Annotated in this window: 17 protein-coding genes; 11 read left to right on the forward strand and 6 right to left on the reverse strand. The window is 64.0% G+C overall.

The window, feature by feature from the left end:
* Positions 1–17: 17 nt before the first annotated feature.
* The 7 genes from BLR66_RS13035 to BLR66_RS13065 all read left to right on the forward strand — a co-directional run bounded on the left by BLR66_RS13035 (position 18) and on the right by BLR66_RS13065 (position 6,168).
* Positions 18–542, forward strand: a complete 525-nt coding sequence (locus BLR66_RS13035; RefSeq protein ID WP_093287932.1) for a hypothetical protein — start codon at positions 18–20, stop codon at positions 540–542.
* Positions 543–576: 34 nt separating this feature from the next.
* On the forward strand, positions 577–2,607 hold the full coding sequence (locus BLR66_RS13040; RefSeq protein WP_093287276.1) for an ATP-dependent DNA helicase: 2,031 nt from the start codon (positions 577–579) through the stop codon (positions 2,605–2,607).
* A complete protein-coding gene (tsaB, locus tag BLR66_RS13045; protein ID WP_093287280.1) occupies positions 2,588–3,421 on the forward strand; it encodes a tRNA (adenosine(37)-N6)-threonylcarbamoyltransferase complex dimerization subunit type 1 TsaB in 834 nt (277 codons plus the stop codon). Before BLR66_RS13040 ends, tsaB begins: the two co-directional genes overlap by 20 nt.
* Before the next feature lie 476 nt (positions 3,422–3,897).
* Positions 3,898–4,293 carry a hypothetical protein gene (locus tag BLR66_RS13050; RefSeq protein ID WP_093287286.1) on the forward strand — a complete coding sequence of 132 codons (396 nt, stop codon included), beginning with the start codon at positions 3,898–3,900 and terminating at the stop codon, positions 4,291–4,293.
* A gap of 484 nt (positions 4,294–4,777) precedes the next feature.
* A complete protein-coding gene (locus BLR66_RS13055) occupies positions 4,778–5,221 on the forward strand; it encodes a hypothetical protein (RefSeq protein WP_093287291.1) in 444 nt (147 codons plus the stop codon).
* A gap of 73 nt (positions 5,222–5,294) precedes the next feature.
* Positions 5,295–5,666, forward strand: coding sequence for a hypothetical protein (locus tag BLR66_RS13060; RefSeq protein WP_093287296.1), 372 nt, complete (start codon positions 5,295–5,297; stop codon positions 5,664–5,666).
* A 61-nt stretch (positions 5,667–5,727) separates the two neighbouring features.
* Positions 5,728–6,168: a pyrimidine dimer DNA glycosylase/endonuclease V gene (locus BLR66_RS13065; protein ID WP_093287300.1), complete on the forward strand. Its 441-nt coding sequence runs from the start codon at positions 5,728–5,730 to the stop codon at positions 6,166–6,168.
* A gap of 145 nt (positions 6,169–6,313) precedes the next feature.
* Here BLR66_RS13065 and BLR66_RS13070 read toward each other — a convergent pair whose 3' ends face one another.
* Positions 6,314–7,093: a LytR/AlgR family response regulator transcription factor gene (locus BLR66_RS13070; RefSeq protein ID WP_093287303.1), complete on the reverse strand. Its 780-nt coding sequence runs from the start codon at positions 7,091–7,093 to the stop codon at positions 6,314–6,316.
* Positions 7,090–8,229, reverse strand: coding sequence for a sensor histidine kinase (locus BLR66_RS13075; RefSeq protein WP_093287306.1), 1,140 nt, complete (start codon positions 8,227–8,229; stop codon positions 7,090–7,092). The genes BLR66_RS13070 and BLR66_RS13075 overlap by 4 nt, the downstream gene beginning before the upstream one ends.
* A 219-nt stretch (positions 8,230–8,448) precedes the next feature.
* On the opposite strand from BLR66_RS13075, the gene BLR66_RS13080 reads away from it, so the two are divergent.
* Positions 8,449–8,850: a hypothetical protein gene (locus tag BLR66_RS13080; RefSeq protein WP_093287312.1), complete on the forward strand. Its 402-nt coding sequence runs from the start codon at positions 8,449–8,451 to the stop codon at positions 8,848–8,850.
* Positions 8,851–8,862: 12 nt separating this feature from the next.
* Here BLR66_RS13080 and BLR66_RS13085 read toward each other — a convergent pair whose 3' ends face one another.
* The 4 genes from BLR66_RS13085 to gshB all read right to left on the reverse strand — a co-directional run bounded on the left by BLR66_RS13085 (position 8,863) and on the right by gshB (position 14,346).
* The gene (locus BLR66_RS13085; RefSeq protein ID WP_218119641.1) at positions 8,863–9,231 is read right to left on the reverse strand and encodes a hypothetical protein; all 369 of its coding nucleotides are present in this window, start codon (positions 9,229–9,231) and stop codon (positions 8,863–8,865) included.
* Positions 9,232–9,370: 139 nt separating this feature from the next.
* Entirely contained in the window at positions 9,371–12,073 is a 2,703-nt protein-coding gene (locus BLR66_RS13090) for a bifunctional diguanylate cyclase/phosphodiesterase (protein ID WP_255402557.1), read from the reverse strand.
* Positions 12,074–12,378: 305 nt separating this feature from the next.
* Positions 12,379–13,254, reverse strand: coding sequence for an energy transducer TonB (locus BLR66_RS13095; protein WP_093287324.1), 876 nt, complete (start codon positions 13,252–13,254; stop codon positions 12,379–12,381).
* Between the two features lie 144 nt (positions 13,255–13,398).
* Positions 13,399–14,346 (reverse strand): glutathione synthase, encoded by a 948-nt coding sequence (gene gshB, locus BLR66_RS13100; protein WP_093287327.1) that lies wholly within the window; start codon positions 14,344–14,346, stop codon positions 13,399–13,401.
* 186 nt (positions 14,347–14,532) lie between these two features.
* Here gshB and BLR66_RS13105 point away from each other — a divergent pair, with 186 nt between their 5' ends.
* The 3 genes from BLR66_RS13105 (at position 14,533) to BLR66_RS13115 (ending at position 17,735) form a co-directional block, all read left to right on the forward strand.
* Entirely contained in the window at positions 14,533–14,931 is a 399-nt protein-coding gene (locus BLR66_RS13105) for a response regulator (protein WP_093287330.1), read from the forward strand.
* Positions 14,932–14,947: 16 nt separating this feature from the next.
* On the forward strand, positions 14,948–15,481 hold the full coding sequence (locus tag BLR66_RS13110) for a chemotaxis protein CheW (protein WP_093287333.1): 534 nt from the start codon (positions 14,948–14,950) through the stop codon (positions 15,479–15,481).
* 217 nt (positions 15,482–15,698) lie between these two features.
* Entirely contained in the window at positions 15,699–17,735 is a 2,037-nt protein-coding gene (locus BLR66_RS13115) for a methyl-accepting chemotaxis protein (protein WP_093287336.1), read from the forward strand.
* Positions 17,736–17,821: the final 86 nt, after the last annotated feature.

Genomic DNA, 17,821 nt, shown 5'->3' on the forward strand with positions numbered 1-17,821 from the left:
GGGTTACTTCATTGATCATGAACAAGTTCTTGTTTCTGGCTGCCCTGTCGCTTTCCCTTTCCTTGACGGCATGCAGTACCGCACCGGAACTTCCGGCAAGACCACAGGTACCAAAAGTGGCGCCGGAACAACGCCTCTCAGCCGCCGTCGCCGCGTCCGCAGGGGCAGACGACCGCGAACTCGCCGTGCAGCCCCTGCGCGACCCGCAAGTGCAGGATCTGCGCGAAGCCGCCACCGCGGCGATCGCAGCGCACAACTACGCCGCCGCTGCAGAAGCCTTGAACCAGGCGCTGCTCATCGTTGCCGACGATCCGGCGGTGCTGCAGGAGCGCGCGGAAGTCGCCTTGCTGCAGGCCGACAACGAGCGCGCCGAAACGCTGGCCAAGCGCGCCTTCGACCTGGGTTCCAAGGTTGGTCCGTTGTGCCGCCGCCACTGGGCTACCATCGAACAAGCGCGTTTGGCGCGCGGCTTGCCACAGGACGCCGCATCGGCGCATGCGCAGATCGAAGGTTGCACGGTGGCCGGATTGAATAGAATGTAGCCATGGCGTTTACTGAAAGCGCTGACAGGCCCTAATGTCCCAACTCGCCCAAGCCAGCCGCGACGCGCTCAGCGCCGGCGGCGCGCTCGCCGCCCAGCTCGACAACTTCGTCCCCCGCCAGGCGCAGCAACGCCTGTCCACGGCGATCGCCGAAGCCTTCGAGGGCCGCGAAGTGCTGCTCGCCGAAGCTGGCACCGGCACCGGCAAGACCTTCGCTTATCTGGTGCCCGCGCTGCTGTCCGGCCTGAAGACCATCATTTCCACCGGCACCCGCGCGCTGCAGGACCAGCTCTATCACCGCGACCTGCCGCGTGTGCGCAATGCGCTGGGCACCGGATTGAAATCGGCGTTGTTGAAAGGCCGTGCCAATTATCTGTGCAAGTACCGGCTGGAGCAGGCCAAGGGTGAACCCCGCTTCACCAGCCGCGAACAGATCTCGCAGTTCCAGCGCATCGTGTCCTGGGGCGGCCGCACCCAGTTCGGCGATATCGCCGAGCTGGAAGCCTTGCCCGACGACTCGCCGCTGCTGCCGATGGTCACTTCCACCAACGACAACTGCCTGGGCACCGATTGCCCGTTCTGGGGCGACTGTTTCGTGGTGCAGGCGCGGCAGCGGGCGCAGTCGGCGGACATCGTGGTGGTCAATCATCATCTGCTGCTCGCCGATCTGGCCTTGAAACAGGAGGGCTTCGGCGAAATCCTCCCGGGAGCGCAGGCGTTCGTGATCGACGAAGCGCACCAGCTGCCGGAACTGGCCGCGAACTTCTTCGGCGAAAGTTTCGGCATGCGTCCGATCCAGGAACTGGCGCGCGACTGTCTGGCCGAATGCAAGGACGTGCCCGGCGCGCTCGCCAGTCTGCAAGTGCCGGTGCGCGCGTTGGAACAATCGCTGCGCGAACTGCGCGCCGGCATGGAAGGGTTGCCTGTGCGTGGTACCCGCTTCCGTGCGCTGGCTAAACCGGAAGTGCGGGCAGGCTTCGATGCGCTCACCGAATCGCTGGCTCACCTGATCGAGGCCGTAGTCGCCATGGCCGACGCCTCGTTGGGCATCGATGCCTGCGCTTCGCGCGCCAAGGATTCGGCCACGCGCCTGGCGCGATGGCTGGAAGACGGCAATGCTTCCGGCGAAAGCCATGTGGTGGATCTGGAAGACGGCGCGCCGCTGCCCACCAGCGACGTGCTCTGGTACGAACTGACCCAGCGCGGTTTCCGCTGCCAGCGCACGCCGCTTGATGTCTCCGGACCTTTGCGCGAACACAGGGAGAAATCCCATGCGTCATGGGTATTCACTTCGGCCACGCTGGCGGTGAGCGGCGGCTTCGATCACATCGCCACGCGGCTTGGCCTGGAAGATCCGCCCACGCTGTTGCAGCCCAGTCCGTTCGATTGGCCGAAGCAGGCGCTGTGCTATCTACCGCAGAATCTTCCCGAACCCAACACGCGCGGTTTCGGCACCGCGTTGATCGCCGCTTTGTATCCGGTGTTGCAGGCGTCCAACGGCCGTGCCTTCCTGCTGTTCGCCTCGCACCGTGCGTTGCGCGAAGCCGCCGAGACCCTGCGCGATGCGCCGTGGCCGTTGTTCGTGCAGGGCGAAGCGCCGCGCGCCACGCTGCTGCAGCGCTTCCGCGAATCCGGTAACGGCGTGCTGCTGGGTGCGGCGAGTTTCCGCGAAGGCGTGGACGTGGTGGGCGACGCGCTGTCGGTGGTGGTGATCGACAAGCTGCCGTTCGCAGCGCCGGACGATCCGGTGTTCGAGGCGCGGTTGGAAGCGATCCGCCGCGACGGCGGTAATCCGTTCCGCGACGAGCAGCTGCCGCAGGCGGTGATCGCGCTCAAGCAGGGCGTGGGCCGGCTGATCCGCAGCGAAACCGACCGCGGCGTGCTGGTATTGTGCGATCCACGCCTTACAGGCAAGCCGTACGGGCGTGTGTTCCTGGATTCGCTGCCGCCGTTTTCGCGCACGCGCGAGGTGGCCGACGTGGAACGTTTCTTCGGCGTCGAACCCACCGTCGCCCCGCCTCGGCAAGACACCGAACAGGACTGGTATGAAGCTGCTCGCTTTTGAAACCGCCACCGAAGCCTGCTCCGTCGCTTTGTACCTCGATGGCGAAGTCATCGAACGCTACGAAGTCGCACCGCGCCTGCACGCCGAGTACGCGTTGCCATGGGCCGAAGAGTTGCTGGCCGACGCCGGCATCAAACGCTCGCAACTCGACGCCATCGCCGTCAGCCGCGGTCCTGGCGCCTTCACCGGCGTGCGCCTGGCCATTGCTCTGGCGCAAGGTATAGCGCTAGCGCTGCACAAACCAGTCGTCGCCGTCTCCACCCTCATGGCAATCGCCGCAGCCGTGCCCCCTCCCTTGCGAAGGCAGGGGAGCTCGAAGCCGCCTCAAGCGGCTGAGGGGGAGGGGTTGCGTGACCATTCGGAAAGTTTCCGGGCCCAGACTCAACCCCCTCCCAGCCTCCCCCTGCCTTCGCAGGGGGAGGGGCACAAGCAACGCATCCTCGCCGCCATCGATGCGCGCATGGGCGAGGTGTACGTGGGCGCGTTCGAGCGCAACGGCGACGAATTGATCGCGATCTCGACAGAAGTCGTCGCAGCACCGGACAAGGTTGTGTTGCCGGACGACCAACGCGGCTGGCACGCGGTGGGAACCGGTTTCTCCGCTGCCAACGGTGCGCTTCAATCTCATCTGGGATCGCAACTGCTCAGCGTGGACGCCAGCATCCTGCCGCACGCCGCCGACGTCGCACGCCTGGCGGTCGCCGCCTACGCGCGTGGCGGGGCGTTAGCGCCGGAACGGGTGGAGCCAGCCTACCTGCGCAACAACGTGGCATTGACGCTGGAAGAACAGAAAGCGTTTCGCGCATCGAAGTGATTCCTGATCTTCGTCAGATGGCTCAAGAAGTGCTCGACTTGCTTACGGCCTAATTCGCATGGATGCCGCCGGCCGTTGCGCTGGATACAGCTAGATCTGCTCCGCCCGCAAACTGTAGTGCTTCACCCGCGATCCGCTCCCAACTTCGTCGAACAGTCTGGGCCGTGGTGCGGCGGCCCCTGGTTTGCTTATGACCGCGATATCTTCCGCCGTAGGCATTAGACGGCCTCCATGCCGTTAAACACCGACGATGTTGCATGCCCTTGCGACCCGCAACATCGCCGCAACCCCTTGCCCTGTGTAGGCAAAGTCCGATTGACGGACCTCCCGGGCCACACCCACAATCCGCGCTACACCCCACTTTGGGGTCTAATCGTAGTTAGGCCTTGGAGCGAGCTGTGCGGCTATTTGTAGTAACAGCATTGGCAATCGCCTGCTCTGCCTGCGCATCTACACCGCACCTTGCGGACACGAGCATGTGCGAGCACTTGGATTCATGGGCCAAGATTGTGCCCGCGGGACAGTCGAGCACCGTCAAGCTGATCCGGGGAGGCATGTGGATGGTCAACCATTACAAGACTTGCGAGCACTCCGATGGTGATAAGGCAGCAGGCGTCTTCTGTGAGTGGCTCATGGAGAACACTTCCACAGAGTTCATGGAGTCAAACATAAACCGCTCCATCACCTGCCTCCAAGGTCAACGCATCGCGGGTCCGAGCGGAAATACCGGCATTGAGTCCTGGTCCGGTAAGGCAACCTTCTACAGCCCGCAACTGGCCACGGCCGATGTCCAGATCGACTTAGAGTACTCACTGGACAACTCCAAGGAGAGCGGAGAGGATTTCCTTCAGTTCACCGTTCGGGCCCTGTAGTTTGCAACCAAGGCCTAACAATTCATTCAAGCCGATGCCGCTTCGCGGCTCGGTTTAACTCGGGCATTAGGCGGATGATCATGCTTAATCGGTTCACACAGATATTCCTTTGGCTCCTTCGGATTACGGTCCCGTTCACTCTCGTCAGTATGCTCGTTGTTCCTGTCATGCTGACACCACCCACTGAGGCAGTATCGGCTGCCAAAACTTACTCACCTGGCACGACGCTCGTAGTCATTGGTGCCGGTGAGAGCCAATACACATTCGTGCGGCTCTCCGATCCGACGTTTCTTACGGTGCAACTTGCGCCTGGGACCGCGCCATCCGTATCGGAATCTCGTGTAGGCATGCTGCTGTGGCTGGCCTTTATCGCTATCCTCGCTTTTCTTAGTTGGCGGCTGTGGGGTCGCGGACGTACGCCGCCTAATAATTCATTCAAGCCGAACCCGCTTCGTGGGTCGGCTCAGCTCAGGCGTTAGGCGGCATGCCAATCTTCCAACTCATCTCACTAATCTTGTCTTCTACGCTGCTTGCGCAAGGAGACATCCCTGCGAGCGAGGTGTCAATCGGCGGGATCGCAATCGGAGACTCTTCCTCTCAGGTTCTGGAGAAGCTCGGTGAGCCGAGTAGCAAGCTTGAAGCCTCTGACTTCTTAAATCTTCACTACAAATATCCAAATATGACCGTCTCGTTTAGTGAAGGTGTTGTTGCTGGTCTCTTCACAGACAGTTCTAGCGCGTGCACCCCCAAGCAGTTGTGCCCCGGCGATAGCCTAGACAAGATGCGTTCTCTCTACGGTGAGCCACTCGTGACAAATCGGGAGACTGGTCGCTTCTATGAGTACTATGGTTACGAGCTGTACTGCTGGTTCAAGATTCCGGTCAACGACAACAAGGTGGATTCGATAACGGTGGCCTGTCAGCCATGAGAATGCCGCCTAACAATTCATTCAAGCCGAAGCCGCTTCGCGGCTCGGCTTAATTCAGGCGCTAGGCACCCCTATGCTGATACTCGGGTTTGCCATTGTTGGAATACTCGGCATCGTTTTGGCGGCCATTGCAGCCGGCTCCAATAAGCGGCGGGCCGCAAGCGGTGCCGCTACCCCACACTGGCTCATCGCTCGCCGGTGGTCTGGCCCGCTCGGCCTGTTACTCGGCATTGGCAGCTACTTCATCTCATACCCTTTGCAAGATCAGGGTGAGACCTGGCGGGTAATGGGGTTTCCGTTCTTCGCTGCTGCCTTCGACCCGCGCGGCGCCGACTACGTCGGTATCGCCACCATCCCAGCCATCATCGGCAACTTCGTATTCTTCCTTGCACTCCCGCAGCTCATACTATGGGCCACTGGGCGTTCCCGGGTTCGGGGTGCCTAACAATTCGTTCAAGCCGAAGCCGCTTCGTGGCTCGGATGTGTCAGGCGTTAGGCGAAATTCCATGCGTCTCTGGTCGTTGCATCCAAAGTATCTCGATCCGCAGGGCCTGGTCGCCCTGTGGCGGGAGGCTCTGCTGGCCAAGGCTGTTCTTCGCGGCGAGACCAGCGGCTACACTAATCACCCTCAGCTCGAACGGTTCAAAGCCCATTCTCATTCGCGCTTGGCCATCAACTCGTATCTGGCGTCAGTCCATGACGAGGCCACTAAACGTGGCTACTCCTTCGATCGATCAAAGGTAGGGCCTGTCCGGTCCATTCAAGCCATTCCAGTTGGCTCCGGCCAACTCGCGTACGAGTGGGACCATTTGCGGCGCAAACTGGCAACACGCAGCCCAGCCGCACTTGCGCTCTGGAGCGATGTGGTTGCGCCAGCGTGCCATCCGCTGTTTTGCCGACGACCTGGATCAATGGCGTCATGGGAACGGGCGTCGGGCGGCGCCTGATAATTCATTGAAGCCGAACCGCTTCGTGGGTCGACTAGGTCGGTCGTGGTCCTAACGCCTTCGTCAGCGTGCATTTGGCCATCGCCGTGCCCCGGGGCGTAACGCCTGCGCTACACGAGCCAGCGTTCGTTTTCGCCCCAAGCTGTCATTCTTCCCGTCGCGTCGACACCAGCTTGAGGAACGTCTCGTGCTGGTAGCGGCTCATGCGCAGTTGCTGGCCTGTATCCATGGTGACCACGTGGTGCCCGTTGAACCACGGGTGGATGGCCTTGACCCGGCGCACGTTGATGATCGCCGAGCGGTGCACGCGGGCGAAGTGGCGCGGGTCCAGGCGGGCGGCCAGCGTGGCCATGGTCTCGCGCAGTTCGTGCACGCGGTCGGCAAGGTGGATCTGCACCGTGTTGCGGCTGGCCCTGATCCAGACGATATCGTCGACGGTGACGAAGACCACATGCTCGTCCACGCGCACCGGGATGCGGTCCAGGTAGTCGTCGCGCTGGCGTAGGGCGTCCAGCGCCTGCAGGATGCGCGCCGAGGCCTGCGGGCCGACCGCATCGGGCGCGGACAATCGCGTCTTCGCCCGCTGCAGCGTGGCGGCGAAGCGCTCGCGGCTGAACGGCTTGACCAGGTAGTCCACCGCATTGGCCTCGAACGCTCGCACCGCGTACTGCTCGTAGGCGGTGACGAACACCGTCGCCGGCATGCGCTCGGCGCCGATGGTGGCGACCACGTCCAGGCCGGTGATGGCCGGCATCTGTATATCCAGGAACACCAGGTCCGGCGACTGGCTGCGGATCGCCGCGACCGCCGATACGCCGTCGCCGCATTCGCCCAGCACTTCCATATCCGGATCGTCGCGCAGCAGACGCACGATCGCGTGGCGCGCGATCGGCTCGTCGTCCACCACCAGCGCGCCGATGCTCATGCAGAGGCGGGGTCCGATGAAAACTCCGGCGTAAACTCCGGCGCGTCATCCGGTCCTTCCAGTTCGCGGAAGGGAATGCGGATGCGGCATACCACGCCCTCGGGAAAGATCATTTCCAAGCGCGCCTGCGCGGAATCGCCGTAGAGCTCCTTCAATCGTAAGCGCGTATTCGACAGGCCGATACCGTGTCCGGCCGAGTCCGCAGGTCCGGCGGCCAGCATGCTGTTGCGGTTGCGCACGTCTATGCACAGCGTATCGCCCTCGCGCCGGCTTTCGATTTCGATGTTGTCGCTGCCCACGCGCTGGCCGATGCCGTGACGGATCGCGTTCTCGACGATGGGCTGCAGGATCAGGCTGGGCACCGCGCAGTCCAGCGTATCGGGTGCGATGTAGATCTGCGTGGTCAGGCGATCCTTGAAGCGGGTGCGCTGGATGCCGAGGTACAGCTCGATCAGGGTCAGTTCCTGGCGCAGGCTGATCTCCTGCCCATCGTAATCCTCCAGGAACGCGCGCAGCAGTTCGCTCAGCCGCAGCAGCATGTCTTCGGCCGACACTTTGTCTTCGTCGAGCAGCGTGATGATGGCGTGCAGCGTGTTGAACAGGAAATGCGGCTGAAGCTGCGACTTCAACGCCAGCAGCCGCGACTGCGCCAGTTCGGTGGCCAGACGGCTCGCCTCGACTTCGCGGCGCGCTTTCTCAGCGTGGAAGTGGATCGCCTGGTGGATGGCGAACAGCGCCCAGTAGGTCAGCAGGCCGGTGGCGAAGTGCTGGGCCAGGAAGTACCACAGTTGCTGGCTGAACCCGCTGGGCTCGAACACGGTGGAGACCATCGCCCCGATCACCATCGCCAGGAAGGTGACGCCCACGCTGGCCAACAGCTGCGCACCGAGCCCGCGCAAGCGCAGTGGCGCCCGCACCGGATAGCGCTCCGCAAGACGGAATACGGTGGGCGCCAGCGCGGCCCAGGTGTACCACTGGATCATCGACCAGCGCAGATAGGTGAATATCCCGAAGCTGGGGCCGCCGTCCAGCCCGGCGGTCAGCGATCCTTGTATGGCGAAAACCACCGCCACCGCCGTCCAGAGGGCGAGGTAACGCCAGAACCCGATTTCCGTGCTGCCGAGGCGGATCTTCATTGCAAGTGTCCTGACCGTCCCGGGTATCGGGACAGGTCCATCCTAGGCGTGGGGCGCAGCCCTGAAAAGCGTGGCGACGCGCGACTACGATTCGCAACGGCGTGGCGACGATTCGTCCCGGATCGATTGCCGGAGTGTCGTCGCCTGGGTCTGATGCATGCGCCGACCTGCCATCGCAGTGCCATCGGTGTTCATCCATCCCGACCGGAGACCCTCGCCATGCGCCTGACTCGCCCCGCCGTTCTCGCCACTCTCCTGTTCGCCACCGCCGCGCATGCCGGCGATGGGAAGAACACCCGCTACCTGGACCTGATCAATCGCGCGCACGACAGCGTGATCTCTCTCGAAGTCGCGCCCGCGGGCAGCGACGCGTTCCAGGAAAAGCCGCTGGGCACCCCCCTGCGCGGTGGCGGCGACTCGACCACGATAGAAATCGCAGGCGAGAGCTGCCTGTACGATGTCCGCTTCAAGTTCCGCAACGGCAGGACGCTGGTCTACAAAGAAGTGGACATCTGCGGCGGCGGCAAGCTGGCGATCCGCCCGTTGCCTACCAGCGACGCAACTCGCTTGGTTCGATCGCAGCCGGCGGCTACGCAATACGCTGAAGGAAATACTCCATGACGCGCCTTCCATTCATGGGTTGGCGCTAGGTATTTCCTCTAGCGAGTAATACACCGCCTTGCCGTTCTGCCGAGCCAGCGCGACCATCTCATCGGCGCCCGTAGACGGGCCGCCGATGCGCAGGCAACCGTCGCACTTGGCGACCAGGCGGCGCGATATGGGGTGGAATATCTCGTTGAAAACGGCATCGCCAACACCGGTGGAGCCGGCGTGTTCGATCAGCGGCAGGGCATACCACTCGCCTAGCACGGGAAGGTGTCCGGCGCGAAACAGGCGAAGCGACGCCTCCGTCATCGCCTCCACATTTTTTGCGATGAGAGCGGGATCGTCGTTGGTGCCCGAGCGGTACGGGCCGGCAACCAGGATCATTTGAGGTTTCACGAATACTCCCAGGATAGGTTTAAGGCACGGAGCAAGTCGGACGGCTACCGCTTGACGCAATCAGACGAATGCCGCTTGATCTTGCTCGTCCACAAAAAGCCCCGCCAGCCCGCGTTAGAACGAGTGAAACACGACAGGATCAGTGACCCACCGCGCGTCGCCATTCCGAACCCGCGCGCTGGAACAGGACGCGTTCGGGGCGGTGCAGGGCGAAACCCTGGCCGTAGTCCACACCCAGCGAATTCAGCGCCTTCGACATGTGGCCGGCGCTGACCCATTCGGCCACCACTTTCAATCCGCGCTGATGGCCGATCTGGGTGATGGCGCTGATGATGGTGCGGCTCATCGGGTCGGTGTCCAGGTCGCGGATGAAACTGCCGTCGATCTTGATCATGTCCACCGGCAGATTCTTCAAGTAGCCGAACGAGGACATGCCGGCGCCGAAATCGTCCAGCGCGATCAGGCAGCCGGCCTGACGCAGGCGTTCGATCATGTGCACCACCTTTAGAAGGTTGCGCACCGCCACGGTTTCGGTGATCTCGAAACAGAGCTTGTGCGCCGGCACTCCGTATTGGGCCATCAGGCCGAGAATGTAATCGGCCAGTCCCTCGTCCTCGATACTGGCGCCGGACAGATTGATGGCGCAGGTGCCCAGGCGCGCGCCGGCCGGATGCAGCTCGGAGAAATGCGCCAGCGCATTGCGGATCACCCAGCGGTCGATGGCCGGCATCAATCCGTAGCGTTCGGCCGCCTGCAGGAACGTACCGGGCAGCACGATGCCGTCTTCCTCATCGCGCAGCCGCAACAGCAGTTCGATGGTGGGCGGATCGGCGCGCGACCCGCCGAGCGGCACGATCTCCTGGTAATCCAGCAGCAGACGATCCTGCTCCACCGCCCAGCGCACGCGGTTGGCCCATTCCATTTCGCTCTGGCGGCGCGTGGTCTCGTCGTCCTCGCGGTAGACGTGCACGCGATTGCGGCCGTTCTCCTTGGCCAGATAGCAGGCGGTATCGGCCCAGGCCAGCAGGTCCTTGAGCGTCGGTTCGCCGTGATCCACCACCACCACGCCGATGCTGGCGCTGATGGTGTAGGTGTGCGTCTGCCAGGTGAACATCAACGCCTCGATGCATTCGCGCAGGCGCTCGGCCAGAACGCGTGCGCTCTCGGCGTCCACGTCGAAGGCCAGCAGTCCGAATTCATCGCCGCCCAGCCGCGCCAGCACGTCGCCGAGGCGCTGTTGCTGACGCATGGCCAGCGCCAGTTGCGCCAGCAGCTGATCGCCGGCCATGTGGCCGGAGACATCGTTGATCAGCTTGAACTGGTCCAGGTCGATGTACAGCAGCGCGCACGGACGGGAATCGGAGTGGAGCTTGCGTTCGGCCAGCGCCAGTTCGACCCGTTGCTCGAACTCGCGGCGGTTGCATAGTTCGGTCAGCGCGTCGTGGGTGGCCTGGTAGATCAGGCGTTCGGTCAGCTCGCGATGCTCGGAAATATCGGTCGCCACCATCAGCAAGTGCGGAACGCCGTCCATGTCCACCTGCGCGATTGATGCGTTGACCCAGAATGGCTCGCCGTCATGGCTCAACAGCGCCGCGTCCACGCTGTTCCAGTCCTCGCCCAGGGTCGCGGGATCGCTGGCCCGCCGTTGCAGCAACGGATCGGCGAACAGATCGGCCAGCATTGGCCGGCCGACTTCACCCAGGCGCAGGCGCGCGGCCTGATTGGCGTAGACGATGCGTCCGTCGCTACCGTCGGCCAGCAACACCAGGGCCGGCAGCAGTTCGTTGAGCGTGCGGAAACGGGTTTCGCTTTCGCGGAAACGTTCGCTCATCCGCTGGCCCATTTTCACCGCGCGCCGACGGGTGGTGGACAGCGACCAGAGCAGCAGCGACAGGAGCAGGCTGATCGTCACGCCCGCGCCGATGACAGTGCGCACGCGGGTGGCGTCCAGTACGTGCACGCGCGGCCGCAACTGCATTTCCCAGCGACGGCCGCCGAAGTCCAGCGTCCGCGTCTGCACCGCCGCATCCGCAATGAAGGGAGTGCCGGAGTCGAAAAAAGCTTCGGTCCCGGGCGCATCGAGATCGCGGATACGCACATGGAAACGTTCCAGCACCGAACTGCCCAGGGCCTCGTACACCAGCGGCTCCAGGCGCAGGCTGATCGCCAGCGCGCCGATTTCCCGGCTGCGCCGTTCGGCCACATCGGACGGGATGGGTCCGTACGAATACACCGGCAGGCGCACCGTTACCCCAAGCGCGGCGGGACCGGCGTATTGCGTGAACTGCCGCAGCGCGAACGGTGCGGAAATCACCGGAACGTCCGCATCCCGCGCGCGTTCCAGCGCCAGCAGGTTCGGTTTCTGCGCGGCGATGTCGAAGCCGATCAGCGATTCGTTGCCGCGTAACGGGGCGGCCAATTCATAGGGATAGGCGACGCGCTGCGGGTCGTTCGGGTCGGACTGGCGGCGCGCGAAGACGGTGGCGACGTAGCCGGGATGCTTGGCCGATATGCGCAGGTTCTCGCTGTATTGCTCGAACTTCCGCTGGTCCATGCGGTCGTTGGACAGGAACACCGTCTGCATCGCGCGCAGCACGGCGGCGACCTTCTCCAATGGCGCCTGCAAGCGCAACGCACTGCCGTCGGCCAGCGCGGCGTACGCGGCCTGCGTGCGTTCGCGCTCGTCGAGCCACATACGGTGGGCCACCCAGGCCGTGAACAGCAGGCCGGCGACCAGTACGGTCATGGCCCAGACCGCAGGCGGCGTACCCAGGCGCCGTGGCAGGTCGTCGGCGGGCGTGCCGCCAGCCGATGGTTGCGGCGGTGGAGAAACAGCGTTCACTGCGATACCTGAACTCCTTTTGCGGGGGTGAGTGCCAGGGGAAGCTCTATGCCCGCGGTCAGACCTCAGTCGACTTCTGAACATGCATGCTGCATGCCAAGACCTTGCCGCGGCGTGATGCAGCGCGTAGACCCAGTATCCGCCGATACCGCAACGATGTGGGCGGGACATCCCCCTGATGCGCCAGCGTCAGGTTTGGTCCCGCAGCGTCGGTCCTGGCCTCGCATCGGCGCCGGGGCAGAGGGGCGTCTGTTAGTGGAGAGGCCTTGGACCGGCGAGCGCCGCCCGCAACCCAGTTGCTTCGGCTACTGGTCGCGCACTTCGCCGCCCGGCAGGAACTGCCAGGTGCGGGTGACGTGCAGGATGTCGATGTTCTCGTCGGTCTTGGGCAGCGGCGGGAACGGCACCGACAGCTGCACGATGCGCAGCGCGGTGGAATCGAGCAGGGGAATGCCGCTGGACTGGATGATGCGGGTGTTCTCCACCGAGCCGTCGCGGCGCACGGCCACGCTGATCACCAGCTGGCCCTTCAGGCGTTTGCGCCGGGCCTCGTCGGGATAATTTAGATTGCCCACGCGCTCGGCGCGGTCCACCCACGCGCGCAGGTAGTTGGCGTAGGCGTATTCCTTGGTGCTGGCGGAAACGAATTTCCGTTTCGGGCGTTTGGCGTAGAGGTCGGAGCGTAGATGGATCTCCGCGGCCAGGCGCGCCATTTCCGCATCGCGGTCGATCTTCAAATCGCCGCGCGGCAGTTCCGGCCGGTCGGGCTCCGGCCTGGTCTGGGCGGGAGGCACGGTGGTGTCCCCGTTTCTCGAAGTGACCACGCGCGTTTCCGGCGGCGGGGCGACGTCGGGCGACTGCGCGCGCAACGGCTGCGGGGCCACCCCGGTCTGCGTCTGCGGCACCCAGCCTGCCTGGCTGTCGCGCGGACGCTGGGCTTTGTCGTGGTCGCCGCCGCCCTGCTGGTTGGCCGCTGCCAGGAAGTCGGCCTGCTTGGGTGTGAGCGGGGTCTGGGTCTGGCTGAGGATCACATCCAGCGTAGGCACCACCGGTGCCGCATCGTCCAAGGCAAAGCCCAGGCCCAGCACCAGCATGCCGTGCACGATCAGCGACAACGCCAAGGTGGCGGTGAGGCGTTCGTTGGAACCTATCTTGGGCGGGGGATGAACGACCGCGGACATCAATAGCTCCGAAAAAACAGCGTCGTCATCCCCGCGAAGGCGGGGACCCAGAGACTTTGCTTTTGCTCGAAGAACAAAGACGCTGGGTTCCCGCCTTCGCGGGAATGACGATCTGAAAAAGTCGCGGGATTGCTGGCCACAGCATCAGCCCTGCATACGGCTTTCGATCGCATCAAACAACAACCCCGCGATATTCAACCCGAACTGCGCATCCAACTCGCGGGCGCAGGTGGGGCTGGTGACGTTGACTTCGGTCAGATAATCGCCGATCACGTCCAGGCCCACGAACAGCATGCCGCGGCGCTTCATTTCCGGAGCGACCTGTTCGGCTATCCAGCGGTCGCGGTCTGAGATCGGGCGGCCTTCGCCGCGGCCGCCAGCGGCCAGGTTGCCGCGGAACTCGTCGCCCTGCGGGATCCGCGCCAGCACGTAGTCCACCGGCACGCCATCGACCAGCAGAATGCGTTTGTCGCCTTCCTTGATGTCCGGGATGAAACGCTGGGCCAGGGTCAGGTTGCCGCGGCCGACCAGAGTCTCCAGGATCACGTTGAGGTTGGAGTCGCCGGCGTGGGCGCGGAAGATAGAACGGCCGCCCATGCCGTCGAGCGGCTTGAGCACGGCCTCGCCATGTTCGGCCACGAAAGCCTTGAGCGCCGCCGGGTCGCGGCTGACCAGGGTCGGCGGGCAGCATTGGGGGAACAGCAGGGCGGCCAGCTTCTCGTTGAAGTCGCGCAGGCCCTGCGGATCGTTGACCACCAGCGCGCCGGCGCCTTGGGCGATGCTGAGGATGTGGGTGTCGTAGAGGAACTGGTCGTCGAACGGCGGGTCCTTGCGCATCAGCACCGCCTGGCCCGGGCCGAAGGCCAGTTCCGCCATCTCGCCAAGGGTGAACCAGCCGGTCTTGTCGTCCTTCACCGCCAGCGGCGCGGCCTGCGCCACGGCCCGGCCGTCGCGCAATGACAGGCCTCCGGGCCGCACATAGTGCAGACGGTGGCCGCGGCGCTGGGCCTCCAGCAGCAGGGCGAAAGTGGTGTCTTTGGCGATCTTGATGGACCCGATGGGGTCCATCACCACGACGACATCGAGGGGCATAACAGGCAATCCAGGGGGTATTTCGTCCGCAAGATGTTAGCAGGCGCAAAATGAGACGGAGTTCGCATCACGGCGTTCAGCTTCACCCAGACGGAAAGCTCAACTTGACAGTCTGCGCTGGTGCTGGGATATAAGAGGCTTCGCAGCGGTGCCGATTAAGAAGCGCCGCGCTTGGGGAACAGGGCAATGACAGAACTAGAAAACCCGGCCGGGGGGTTCAGCGGCCTCCGGGTGATGGTGATTGACGACTCGAAAACCATTCGTCGCACCGCTGAAACCCTGCTCAAGCGGGAAGGCTGTGAAGTAGTCACGGCAACGGACGGCTTCGAGGCGCTCGCCAAGATCGCCGACCAGCAGCCGCAGATCATCTTCGTGGACATCATGATGCCGCGCCTGGATGGCTATCAGACCTGCGCGCTGATCAAGAACAATCAGGTCTTCAAGAGCACGCCGGTGATCATGCTGTCCTCCAAGGACGGCCTGTTCGACAAGGCGCGCGGCCGTATCGTCGGCTCAGAGCAATACCTGACCAAACCCTTCACCCGCGAAGAGCTGCTCGACGCGATTCGCACCCACGTCGGCTGACGGAAGGAACGACGCCATGAGCCGCACTCCCTTCGACATCCTGGCCGAGTACGAGCGCCGCAGCCTGGCCCACGCCGTGGCCCTGCCTGCGCGCGAGGCGGTCGCCGAGCAATGGCGCGGCGTCGGTTACCGGGTCGGACAGCGTCGCCTGGTTTCCGGTTTCGAGGACGTGGTGGAAATCGTGCCGATCCCGCCGACCACGCCGGTGCCGGGCGCGCAGCCGTGGCTGCTGGGCATCGGCAACTTGCGCGGCAATCTTTTCCCGGTGATCGACCTCAAGCATTTCCTGGAAGGCGAACGCACCGTATTGCACGAAGGCCAGCGCGTGCTGGTGGTGCGCCAGGCCGGCGGCGACGTCGCCCTGACCATCGACGAATTGTATGGCCAGCGCAGTTTCACCGAAGACCAGAGCGTCGAACCCGGCGCGCTGGCAGAGGGACGCTACGGGCATTTCGTGGAGCGTGCGTTCCATGGCGACGAGCATGACTGGGGAGTCTTTGCGTTGTCGCTATTGGCGCGTACACCGGAATTCCGTCAAGCCTCGCTGTAAGGCCTAGATGCGTGCGGAAGTAGAGACAAGGGCCGTTAGGAACGGTCCGGAACGGTCCGCCAGGAGGGCGGCGACAGGGATCCGGCGCATAGAGGCGGGGTTCGTGAGAAAAGGTCCGGAACCACCGGACCGCGTATCGGGTGGCGCACGGGGAGTGCGTAGCCGGATGAAAGCGGAACTATTGCTGCACTTTGTCCAATTTTCAGGGGTTTGAAAGATGAGCACTGCACCGGATTCTCCCAAAGCCAGCAAACTCGGCAGCCTGGGAAGCAGCTTCTGGCTGGTCCTGCTGGCACTGTCGGTGATCCTGTTCGGCGCCAACACGGGCGTCGCCACCTATACAGGCAGTCGGTTGTCGGGCGCCTCCACCGGCGCGGCGGACTTGCAAGTGCTGTCACAGCAGTTGGCCAACCAGGGCCGCGAGGCGGTGGAGGGCGACGCGGAAGCGTTCAAATCGTTCAAGGCCACCAAGGCGCAGATCGAGTCGACGGTCGCCACCACCAACAGCCGCTACGGTTCCGAGGGTACGGTGTCCGGTCCGCTGAGCCAGTTGACCGCCACCTGGACGCCGCTGGGCAAGAGCGCCGATCAGCTGATCAGCAGCGAACCGGCAGTGCTGGCCTTGGCCGGCAACGCCGATCGCTTCACCTCCCAGGTGCCGCAGCTGCAGGCGCAATTGAACGAAGTGGTGCGCGCCATGTCCGCTGGCGGCGCGCAGTCGTCGCAGATCTACAACGCCCTGCAGCAGGTCGTGGTGGCGGGCACCATGGCCCGCCGCGTTACTGAAATGCGCGCAGGCGGCAGCGGTGCGGCGATGGCCGGCGACGCGCTGGTTCGCGACGCGGTGGTGTTCGGCCAGGTGTTGGAAGGTCTGCGCAACGGCAACCCGGATCTGGGCATCGCTCCCTTGCGCAACGCCGATGCGCTGTCCGCGCTGACCCAGTCGCAGACGCTGTGGGCCACCATGAAGAAGGACCTGGACGCCATCACCGGCAGTTCCAAGAACCTGTTCGCCGCGCAATCCGCCGCCGCCGCCATCACCAACGGTTCCAGCAAGATGCTGGACGACAGCAAGAAGCTGTTCGATGCGTTCTCTTCGTTCGGCTCGGCGCGCGACACGCGCATTTTCCCGAACTTCTGGCTCGGCATCGTTTCCGGTATCGCCGCGCTGGTCTCCATCATCGGCTTGCTGTGGTCGCTGTACCGCAACCGCCAGCGCGAGCAGGAAGTGCGATACCAGACCCAGGTGGAATACAACAGTCGCAACCAGCAGGCGATTATGCGGTTGCTGGACGAAATCAGTTCGCTCGGTGAGGGCGATCTGACCGTGAAGGCCACGGTGACCGAAGATATGACCGGCGCCATCGCCGACGCTATCAACTACGCCGTCGATGAACTGCGCCACCTGGTCACCACCATCAACGACACTACCGTGCAGGTGGCCGCGTCCACCCAGGAAACCCAGGCCACTGCGCTGCAGCTGGCCGAAGCGGCCGGACACCAGTCCGACCAGATCAACAGCGCCTCCGAGCGCATCAACGAAATTGCGGTCAGCATCGACCAGGTTTCGCGCAATTCCACCGAGTCGGCCGAAGTGGCGCAGCGCTCGGTGCAGATCGCCACTGAGGGCGCGGGCGTGGTGCGCGAAACCATCCGCGGCATGGACCAGATCCGCGACCAGATCCAGGAAACCTCCAAGCGCATCAAGCGCCTGGGCGAGTCCTCGCAGGAAATCGGATCGGTGGTGGAACTGATCAACGACATTTCCGAACAGACCAACATCCTGGCCTTGAACGCGGCCGTGCAAGCGGCCTCGGCCGGTGAAGCGGGCCGAGGTTTCGCGGTGGTGGCCGACGAAGTGCAACGACTCGCAGAGCGCACCTCCAGCGCCACCCGGCGCATCGAATCGCTGGTGCAGACCATTCAGGCCGACACCAACGAAGCGGTCAGCTCAATGGAGCAGACCACCTCCGAAGTGGTGTCCGGTGCGAGGCTGGCCGAGGACGCCGGCACGGCGCTGGGCGAGATCGAACGCGTGTCGAGCGATCTCAACGAACTCATCAAGAGCATCTCCGGCGCGGCCCAGAAGCAGTCCGCGGCTGCGACCGACATCACCCAGACCATGGGCGTGATCCGGCAGATCACTTCGCAGACCTCGCTGGGCGCGGGCCAGACGGCCGAGTCCATCGGCCACCTGACCGAACTGTCGGCCGAACTGCGCCGTTCGGTCGCCGACTTCAAGTTGCCGGGCTGAGGGCAGGGAAGCACACGAATGGAAGTCAGGAATTCCCGAGCGGCATCACCATTGCGCGGCCCGCGTGCCGCCGTCATGGGGGCACG

This window comes from Pseudoxanthomonas sp. CF125 (assembly GCF_900104085.1).
GTDB lineage: Bacteria > Pseudomonadota > Gammaproteobacteria > Xanthomonadales > Xanthomonadaceae > Pseudoxanthomonas_A.

Bases quoted from the DNA above. Each gene is read 5' to 3' on its own strand.
- BLR66_RS13035 (WP_093287932.1), top strand. From the start codon at position 18: ATGAACAAGTTCTTGTTTCTGGCTGCCCTGTCGCTTTCCCTTTCCTTG.
- BLR66_RS13040 (WP_093287276.1), top strand. From the start codon at position 577: ATGTCCCAACTCGCCCAAGCCAGCCGCGACGCGCTCAGCGCCGGCGGC.
- tsaB (WP_093287280.1), top strand. From the start codon at position 2,588: ATGAAGCTGCTCGCTTTTGAAACCGCCACCGAAGCCTGCTCCGTCGCT.
- BLR66_RS13050 (WP_093287286.1), top strand. From the start codon at position 3,898: ATGTGCGAGCACTTGGATTCATGGGCCAAGATTGTGCCCGCGGGACAG.
- BLR66_RS13055 (WP_093287291.1), top strand. From the start codon at position 4,778: ATGCCAATCTTCCAACTCATCTCACTAATCTTGTCTTCTACGCTGCTT.
- BLR66_RS13060 (WP_093287296.1), top strand. From the start codon at position 5,295: ATGCTGATACTCGGGTTTGCCATTGTTGGAATACTCGGCATCGTTTTG.
- BLR66_RS13065 (WP_093287300.1), top strand. From the start codon at position 5,728: ATGCGTCTCTGGTCGTTGCATCCAAAGTATCTCGATCCGCAGGGCCTG.
- BLR66_RS13070 (WP_093287303.1), bottom strand. From the start codon at position 7,093: ATGAGCATCGGCGCGCTGGTGGTGGACGACGAGCCGATCGCGCGCCAC.
- BLR66_RS13075 (WP_093287306.1), bottom strand. From the start codon at position 8,229: ATGAAGATCCGCCTCGGCAGCACGGAAATCGGGTTCTGGCGTTACCTC.
- BLR66_RS13080 (WP_093287312.1), top strand. From the start codon at position 8,449: ATGCGCCTGACTCGCCCCGCCGTTCTCGCCACTCTCCTGTTCGCCACC.
- BLR66_RS13095 (WP_093287324.1), bottom strand. From the start codon at position 13,254: ATGTCCGCGGTCGTTCATCCCCCGCCCAAGATAGGTTCCAACGAACGC.
- gshB (WP_093287327.1), bottom strand. From the start codon at position 14,346: ATGCCCCTCGATGTCGTCGTGGTGATGGACCCCATCGGGTCCATCAAG.
- BLR66_RS13105 (WP_093287330.1), top strand. From the start codon at position 14,533: ATGACAGAACTAGAAAACCCGGCCGGGGGGTTCAGCGGCCTCCGGGTG.
- BLR66_RS13110 (WP_093287333.1), top strand. From the start codon at position 14,948: ATGAGCCGCACTCCCTTCGACATCCTGGCCGAGTACGAGCGCCGCAGC.
- BLR66_RS13115 (WP_093287336.1), top strand. From the start codon at position 15,699: ATGAGCACTGCACCGGATTCTCCCAAAGCCAGCAAACTCGGCAGCCTG.